Annotated in this window: 7 protein-coding genes and 2 pseudogenes; 2 read left to right on the forward strand and 7 right to left on the reverse strand. The window is 57.0% G+C overall.

The window, feature by feature from the left end; all coding sequences use genetic code 11:
• Positions 1-292 (forward strand): integrase core domain-containing protein (locus F0184_RS20215; RefSeq protein WP_150497952.1); only part of this gene is annotated, 292 nt, incomplete at its 5' end.
• A gap of 74 nt (positions 293-366) precedes the next feature.
• Here the strand turns inward: F0184_RS20215 and F0184_RS20220 are convergent.
• The 7 genes and pseudogenes from F0184_RS20220 to F0184_RS20985 form a co-directional block, all read right to left on the reverse strand.
• On the reverse strand, positions 367-1,086 hold the full coding sequence (locus tag F0184_RS20220) for a D-glycero-alpha-D-manno-heptose-1,7-bisphosphate 7-phosphatase (RefSeq protein ID WP_150497953.1): 720 nt from the start codon (positions 1,084-1,086) through the stop codon (positions 367-369).
• On the reverse strand, positions 1,087-1,986 hold the full coding sequence (locus F0184_RS20225; protein WP_206668394.1) for an NAD-dependent epimerase/dehydratase family protein: 900 nt from the start codon (positions 1,984-1,986) through the stop codon (positions 1,087-1,089).
• A 7-nt stretch (positions 1,987-1,993) separates the two neighbouring features.
• Entirely contained in the window at positions 1,994-2,938 is a 945-nt protein-coding gene (locus tag F0184_RS20230) for an NAD-dependent epimerase/dehydratase family protein (RefSeq protein ID WP_150497955.1), read from the reverse strand.
• A complete protein-coding gene (locus F0184_RS20235; protein WP_206668395.1) occupies positions 2,938-4,176 on the reverse strand; it encodes a class I SAM-dependent methyltransferase in 1,239 nt (412 codons plus the stop codon). Before F0184_RS20235 ends, F0184_RS20230 begins: the two co-directional genes overlap by 1 nt.
• 45 nt (positions 4,177-4,221) lie before the next feature.
• Positions 4,222-5,226, reverse strand: coding sequence for a GHMP family kinase ATP-binding protein (locus F0184_RS20240; protein WP_206668396.1), 1,005 nt, complete (start codon positions 5,224-5,226; stop codon positions 4,222-4,224).
• A 124-nt stretch (positions 5,227-5,350) separates the two neighbouring features.
• On the reverse strand, positions 5,351-6,289 hold the full coding sequence (locus tag F0184_RS20245; protein WP_150497956.1) for an NAD-dependent epimerase/dehydratase family protein: 939 nt from the start codon (positions 6,287-6,289) through the stop codon (positions 5,351-5,353).
• Between the two features lie 294 nt (positions 6,290-6,583).
• Positions 6,584-6,834, reverse strand: a pseudogene (locus F0184_RS20985) (transposase); the annotation flags it as partial.
• Positions 6,835-6,948: 114 nt separating this feature from the next.
• On the opposite strand from F0184_RS20985, the pseudogene F0184_RS20255 reads away from it, so the two are divergent.
• Positions 6,949-7,517 (forward strand): annotated as a pseudogene (locus tag F0184_RS20255) (transposase); the annotation flags it as partial.
• Between the last annotated feature and the right edge of the window lie 114 nt (positions 7,518-7,631).

Genomic DNA, 7,631 nt, shown 5'->3' on the forward strand with positions numbered 1-7,631 from the left:
GAACATCCGGGGGGACAATGGCCCGGAACATGTCAGTGCAGCCCTGCAAATATGGGATTCAAGACGTGGGATCGGCCTGGAGTATATCCAGCCGGGAAAACCGCAGCAGAACGCCTATGTCGAGCGCTACAACCGAACCGTCCGCCACGAATGGCTCGGACAATACATATTCGAAACGATAGAGGAGGCACAGGACCGCGCCACACGCTGGCTATGGACATGCAACAATGAGCGGCCCAACATGGCCATCGGCGGTATTACACCCGCAATGAAACTGAAAAAAGCGGCCTGAAGTACAGTTATCGACCCAACGAAAAATGGAAGGACTACCAGTCTCAGGTCACGGCACAAAAGACAAAACACCAATCAGTCAACTTGCACTCGAGGCGGATAACCTGTAGATGCTCCACAGTTAGTCGTAAAATGCTGCAGCCAGCCAGCTGACAGCGCGGCCTGATAAGCGGCCTCGATATCGTCTGCAATGCCTGTCTTCATGATGCCAAAATGGTCCGGATCGAATCTCGGCTCTTCTTCGGCGCCGTGGCCGGTCCGCACCAAGACCCCGAAGCCGATCCCGGCTGCCTCGCCGGACTTCAGGTCGGAGATCTTGTCGCCAATGATGAGGGACTTCTCCAGATCGACGCCCAGTTCGCTCTGCGCAGCTTGGATCATGCCGTCGCGCGGCTTGCGCCACGGATGATCATTCTTGTCGAAGGGGGGTTTGCCGTCGGAGTGGTAGGCACAGGCGAGGATCATATCCAACCGGGCGCACTCCCCTTCAAGGTGCTCGTCTATCCGGGTCTGCACGGCGGCGAAGCCCGCCCAGTCGTAATAGCCCCGGCCGATCCCGGCCTGGTTGGTCACGACGACGACCGGGATGCCTTCAAGGTTCGCCCGGCGAACGCAGCTGCCGGCCGTCGGGATCATGCTCACATCCTCAGCGCGGCCGAGGTAGTGCGTTTCCTCGACGATCACGCCGTCCCGATCTAGGAAAAGCGCCGGTTTTCCCAGAAACCCTGCCGCGCCACGACGGTCCAGCCAGAGACCGCAATTGTCTACCAAGTAGGATTTGATAGAATGCGACATCTAGCGGTACTCAATATCCAGGATGCGTCTCGTGCCGTCCGCTAACCTCACCTTTGGCTTCCAGCCTGACTCCTCAAGGAAGACGCGGGCATCCAGCGTCTTATAATCTGTTCCCTTGAACGTGTCAGGAGGGTAAACGATGTCGACCTGCCAGTCGAGGCCAGTACGGATTGCCTCGGCGCATGCGCCGATTGTCACCGGCGCGTTGCTCGAACAGTTTAGCATGCGGTTCTCGAAGGTCGCGTCGGCTTCCAGCATGGCGTCCAGCTGGTCGTCCACATAAAGAAGGTCGCGGACGACATTAGGAGATCCCCACACGCTGAAATGCGGCTTGCCCGCCGCCTTTTCCTTGACGGCCCGGTCGATCATGCCGGTCATGAAGTGCGTGCGGTCCGATTCCTTGTGATCAAAGGGTCCGTAGACCGTCGCCAGGATCAGATGGAGGTAGGTCAGCCCATACTGCTTGGCGAATGCGTCGCTGCCGACCGCCAGCATCTGCTTCGCCAACCCATAGCCAGCGACGCTGGTATGCATCGGGCCTGACTGGAAGTCGCTCTCAACAATCGGGCGATCCAGTTCGGGAAAGGCGCAGCTGGAGCCGGTCGAGATGAGTTTCGCCTGCGGTTGGAAAAGGCGCCAGGCCTCCAGCACGTTCAGATGGATCGATGCATTAACCTGCAGCAGCCGACCCTGAATGCCGTACTGGACCTGACCGGTGCGCTGTTGCGTGATCAGATGGAAGATGCGATCCACCTTCGGGGCACGGCTGAACACGCCCTCGACCACATCCCAAGTGCTGAAATCGCCTGCAGCACGCCCGACTTCGACCACGTCGACGCCGCGATCCTTGAGGGTGCAGGCCATATGCGACCCGAGGAACCCGTCGGTCCCGAGGACCATCGCTGTCTCAAAGGGCAAGGGCATCACGATACCATTCGATCGTCTTGGTCAGGCCCTCGGAGAGCGATGTGAATTCGATATTCATCGCGGACCGGATTTTATCGTTGGTGGATACGCGCTTGTTCGGACCGAATGCTCCCGGTGCACCGGACCTGATCGGCTTATCGTTGCCAGAAATCCTGAGTGCGGACTCTGCTAAGGTTTGCAGGGACGTAGTTGTGCCCGAACACAGGTTAAAAAAATCGTTCCGGTCCTTCCATTCGAACGTTTCACGGAACGCCCGGACGACGTCGCCGACATAGACAAAATCGCGTGTGACCTGCGGGTCGCCGCGGATCTCGAACTCCGGAGCTTCGTTGAGCGCCTTCATGACGAAGGCAGGCGCCACATGAGCTTTGGTCAAGGTGACGCTGTCGTGTGGTCCGTATGGGTTCGACAACCGGAACGCTACCGTGTTGATGCCATATTGCGCCTTGTATAGCTGGGATAGCTGCTCGGCCCATCGTTTGGACCAAGCGTAGAAGGTCTCACCGGCGAATGGCGGCCGATTCAGGTCGATCGCGACTTCGTCGTCGAGAACATCCAGCTCGGCCGGATAGACCGCGACCGAGCTGGCGATCCGCGCTTCCTTGATCTTCCGCTGCGCGCAAAAACCGAAGAAGCCGTTCGTCAGAGCGACATTGTTCGCCAGGATATCGTTCTGCACCATTTCCTGCCGCCCTGCATCATACCGGAAGGCTGCGACATTGACGGCAACCGTCCGCGCCGGCAGCACGGGAATATCGTTCAGCGATCCGACCGGAACGACGAGGTCGCATCCAGGAACGGCGTTGCCGGACGCTGTCACCCCGATGACAGTCGGAACCAGGTCGCAATAGGCTTCGACCATGTTGCGGCCGACGAACCCCGACGCCCCGAAAATGACCAATGCTTCCGGATTGCTGGCGCCCATCAGGTTTTGTCCCGGCCGATCACGCGCAGCTTGGGAACAGGAACGATGAACTCGCCGCCGGCCTCCAGATAGGCGGTCTCGCGTGCCACGAACTCATCGATGAAGTTCCATGCGAGCACCAGGAACGCGTCCGGTCGCTGGCCCTTCTCGTCGATGATCGGGATTCGGCTACCCGGCATAAGTCGTCCAACCTTGATCGGATTGCGTTCGGTCGCGAAGGCGACCAAGTCCGGACCGATGCCGAAGCTGTTCAAAAGCGTCGCGCCCTTGGCGGGCGCCCCGAACGCGTAAACGGATTTGCCGGCCTCATTGTACTTGCGCAGCAGGGCAAGCAGGTCGTCCCGCAGCTGCCATACATTGGCAGCGAATGCCTCGTAGGTTTCTAGCCGGCCATAGCCTTTCTTTGCTTCGGTATGCCGCATCATGACGACGCTGTCCTTGACTGGACGCTGCCCCTTTGGAGCGACATGAACCTCTATCGATCCGCCGTGGATGGGAACGAGCGAGGCATCGAATACTTCCAGGCCATGCCGAGCGAACAAGGATTCGATGGAATTCAGCGTGTAGTAGACCAGATGTTCGTGATATACTTGATCGAAGGCGATGTTGTCGACCATTCCGCCGAGATAGATCGCCTGTACGACAAAGACGCCGTCATCCTTCAGCAGAAGTTTCACGCCCTCGATGACGCTGTGGAGCTCCTCCAGGTGAAAGAAGACACCTGCCGCCGTCACAAGCGACGCGGGGCCGTATTTTTCCCTGACTTCCGCCGCAGTTTCCTTGTTGAAGAACTTGCAGGTGGTCGGCACGCCATCGCTGAGAGCGAGTTCGACAACGTTGGCCGCAGGCTCAACGCCATGAACCTTGATGCCCAGTGGCTGATACTGCTTCAGCCAAGTTCCGTCGTTACTGCCGATGTCGACCACGAGCGAATCTGCATTCAGTCCGTAGGTCTTTGCCAGGCGCTCGGCGGTTTCCTTGAAATGCGCGGTCAGCGTCTTAGTCGTTCCCGAAACGTAGGGATAGTTCGAAAACATATCCTCCTTCGGGATGGTATAGTCGATCTGCACCATGGTGCAGGTTTCGCAAAAGCCCACATGCAGCGGAAAATGTGGCTCGCGCTTGTCAGCCATTTCCGGCGGGATCAGACGATTGCAGTGAGGCTGGTCGCCCAGGTCAAGAAACTGCCGGACCTTCGTTTCGCCACATCCACGGCATTGCATGTTCAGATATGTCATTGGGTTTAAACTCTTAATTCTTGCTAAGCAAGATCTGGACGGATCTCAGGAGCCGTTCATTACCACGGATCCCTGCGCATCTAGCTTGATCGGAATGATGGTGTTGCCGGTGACCGAAGATAAAAACATTGCCCGGTTCTCCGGCGGAACAACCATCAAAAGGAAGCCGCCGCCGCCCGCGCCGCAGAGCTTGCCGCCGATGGCGCCTGACGCCCTGCAGTGATCATACAGCTCGTCGATGGCAGGCGAGGACACGCTGGCCGACAACTTACGCTTGGTCTCCCATCCCTCATGCATCATCTCACCAAACTGAGTGAGCATAGCACCCGGGTTGTCCGATTCCAGAAGCGAGACACACTCGTCGGTCAACTTGATGAGATGAGACAGCTCCGTGTCGACCTTCTTCTCTTTGGTCGCATCAAGTTGCTCTTTCAGCACCTTGGAGGCATAGCGGGTCACACCGGTATATACGAGGACGAGCGAGGACATCAGCGCTTCGCTAGACGCCGTGTGCATCTGGATCGGCGTGATGCGGGTTCGACCGTCGACAAAGTCGAATCGGTTCAGGCCGCCGAAAGACGTGTGCAGTTGATCCTGCACGCCGACCCGCTCCATCAGGAGGTCGCGCTCGACATGGATCGCTGCCTGGGCCAGGTCCAGACGGGTCAACGGCTTGGACCGGAGCGCCGACACTAGGTTGATCAGGCCGACAGTGAATGCTGAGGAACTGCCCAAACCGCTGCTGGCGGGCAGATCGGCCATCACATTGATATCGAGGGCATCGGAAATGCCGTAGTGGTCCAGGATGCAACGAACCACCGGATGCTCGATTTCCGAATGCTCGGACGCCAGCTCCAGCTTGGAATAGCTTAGCCGGTACTTGTAGTTTATGAAATTAAACAGTTTCAGCGCGCTGATATAGACATACTTGTTGATCGCCATTCCGACGACCGCGCCGGGATGACGCGAAAAGTACTCGGGATAATCTGTCCCCCCACCAAAAAAACTCACTCTTAGTGGGGTCCGTGAAGTATATAGCATCGCCTGCATTCTTGTCGGATTTGCCTGAAACTCCGGGCGTTGGAAGAAACTGCACCAGGCGGTTCGGCACATTGAAATCGTATGGCCGCCAGGTACCCGAACGAAACCGGCCGGGCACTCGACAGCCCAGACCCTAGACGTTGGAAAATTTCACGTTCCGTATCATCTGGTAGCCACGCACAAGTTCACGAATTCCGTCGTCGATCGAGTGATCCGGAGACCAGCCGGTAGCCTCGATCTTGTCGTTCGAAACGATGTAGTCCCGCTTGTCAGGGTCCTCACCAATTTCGGCGACGAGATAAATGAAATCCGGAATGACCTGCTTGATCTGTTCGCACAATTCGATCTTGGACAGATTGGCATCCGACAACCCCACATTGTAGGCGTTGTTGCGCATCCGGTCATAGTTGGCGATGGAATGCATGAAGGCCTTGGTCACGTCGCGTACATGGATGTAGTTCCGCTTGAAATGACCTTCGAAGATTACCACCGTCCGGTCGGTAACGGCCCGGTAAGTAAAGTCGTTAACCAGCAGATCCACCCGCATGCGCGGCGCCATGCCGAAAACGGTCGCAAGGCGGAGCGTTACACCCCCGCATTTCTCCAGTACAGCCTTTTCTGCGTCGCACTTGGTCACGCCGTAGAGCGAGATCGGATTGAGCGGGGTCTCCTCGGTACAAAACTTGCCCTGTTCGCCGATCCCGTATCCAGAGTTTGTCGTCGGATAGATGATGCGCTGATCGGAACTCAAGTTAGACGCCAGCAGGTCGACCGCGCCGAAATTGGTCGTCTTCGCGTTAATCGGATCAGCCTTGCACAGCGGGGCTCCGACAAGCGCGGCCAGTGGAATAATGATATCGGCGTCCCTGAGCAGCTGCTTCATGAGAGCTTCGTCCCGAGCGTCGCCCTTGACCGGCTGAAAATTCTTGTTGTCACAGACCGCCGCCAGTGCGGTATCGTTTCTGGCGAAGGTATCGACAGCCGTGACTTGATATCCGTTTTTCAGCAATTCAGGAACCAAGATGGAACCAAGATAGCCCGCGGCTCCGGTAATAAGAATTTTTTCCGTCATTTAAACCATCTTATCTCAAACTTTTTCTGTGGCGCTTAAAACATTTGCGGCGGGAAAAATCAACTACAAAGCAGAGTGCGCCCTCTGGGGTAATGTCCAGAATCTTTTGCACTTTCGTTTTCAGGCGACGGCTCCGTGGGTTTGGTGTTGCTCCTGGTAGAGCGGTGCCATGTTCATATATTTGCGGGCAGACCATTTGCCGGCCGCGATATGCCTGAGCTCGGCCGCGGCCAGGCTCAGGCATGATTGTTCATCCGGGAACGCCCCGACGACCCGTGTGCGGCGCCTGATATCTCGAATGACGATGCAGTCTACGAAAACGTAGGTGTGGTCCGCTTCTATCGGTCGATGGCGCCACTCGTCGATCTTGGCGTAGATCTTCTTGTTGAGGTTCGAGACCGTGCCAAGGCTCACGCGGGTGCCCCACAGCGCTTCGTTGATGTCCATGACCTTTGAACCGACACGCAGGCCAAGTACATCTCAATCAGTGCCTCCTCAACCGAGCTATCCCGCCGCTGTTAGCGTTCGATGATCGCCGGCTCGAAAGTGAGGACCTCTATCAACCCGTTTTTTGTGAAAGTGAGGACGGGTAATCCTCCCCGAAAACCACTGGGTTGAAAATTGGACTTCTCCGGCCTTTGATGCGCTTGGAGAACGACATGAAGAAATCGAGATTCACAGAAGGCCAGATCCTTGCGATTTTGAAGCAGGGTGAGAACGGTGTTACAGTTGCCGATCTTTGCCGGGAACACGGGATCAGCAACGCGACCTGCTACAACTGGCGGTCCAAGTATGGCGGCATGGATGCGTCCTTGATGGCGGAAATGAAGGCCATGGCCGAGGAGAACCGCCGCTTGAAGAAGATGTACGCCGAGATGGCGATGCAGAACGAGTTGCTGAAGGATGCGCTCGGAAAAAAGTCTTGAGGCCGTCTCAGCGTCGGGAGATGGCCATGAATGCAATCCATTTGCGCGGTGTGAGCATTGCGCTTGCCTGCCGGTCTTTCCAGATCAGCGAAAGCTGCTATCGCTATGAACGCAAACTGGGCGACGAGAATGCCGAGATTGCGGACTGGCTGGTCCGGCTGACGACAACGCACCGCACCTGGGGCTTCGGCTTGTGTTTCCTTTATCTGCGCAATGTCAAAGGCTTCGCATGGAACCACAAGCGGGTCCGGCGGATCTATCGGGCGCTGGAGTTGAACCTGCGCATCAAGCCGAAAAAGCGCCGGTAGTGTCAAATATCTTTCGCACTTTCGTTTTCAGGCGACGGCTCCGTGTGCTTGGTTCTGCTCTTGGTAGAGCGGCGCCATGTTGATGTATTTTTGCGCTGACCATTTACC

It is taken from the genome of Roseibium aquae (genome assembly GCF_008711285.1).
GTDB classification, from domain to species: Bacteria; Pseudomonadota; Alphaproteobacteria; order Rhizobiales; family Stappiaceae; genus Roseibium; species Roseibium aquae.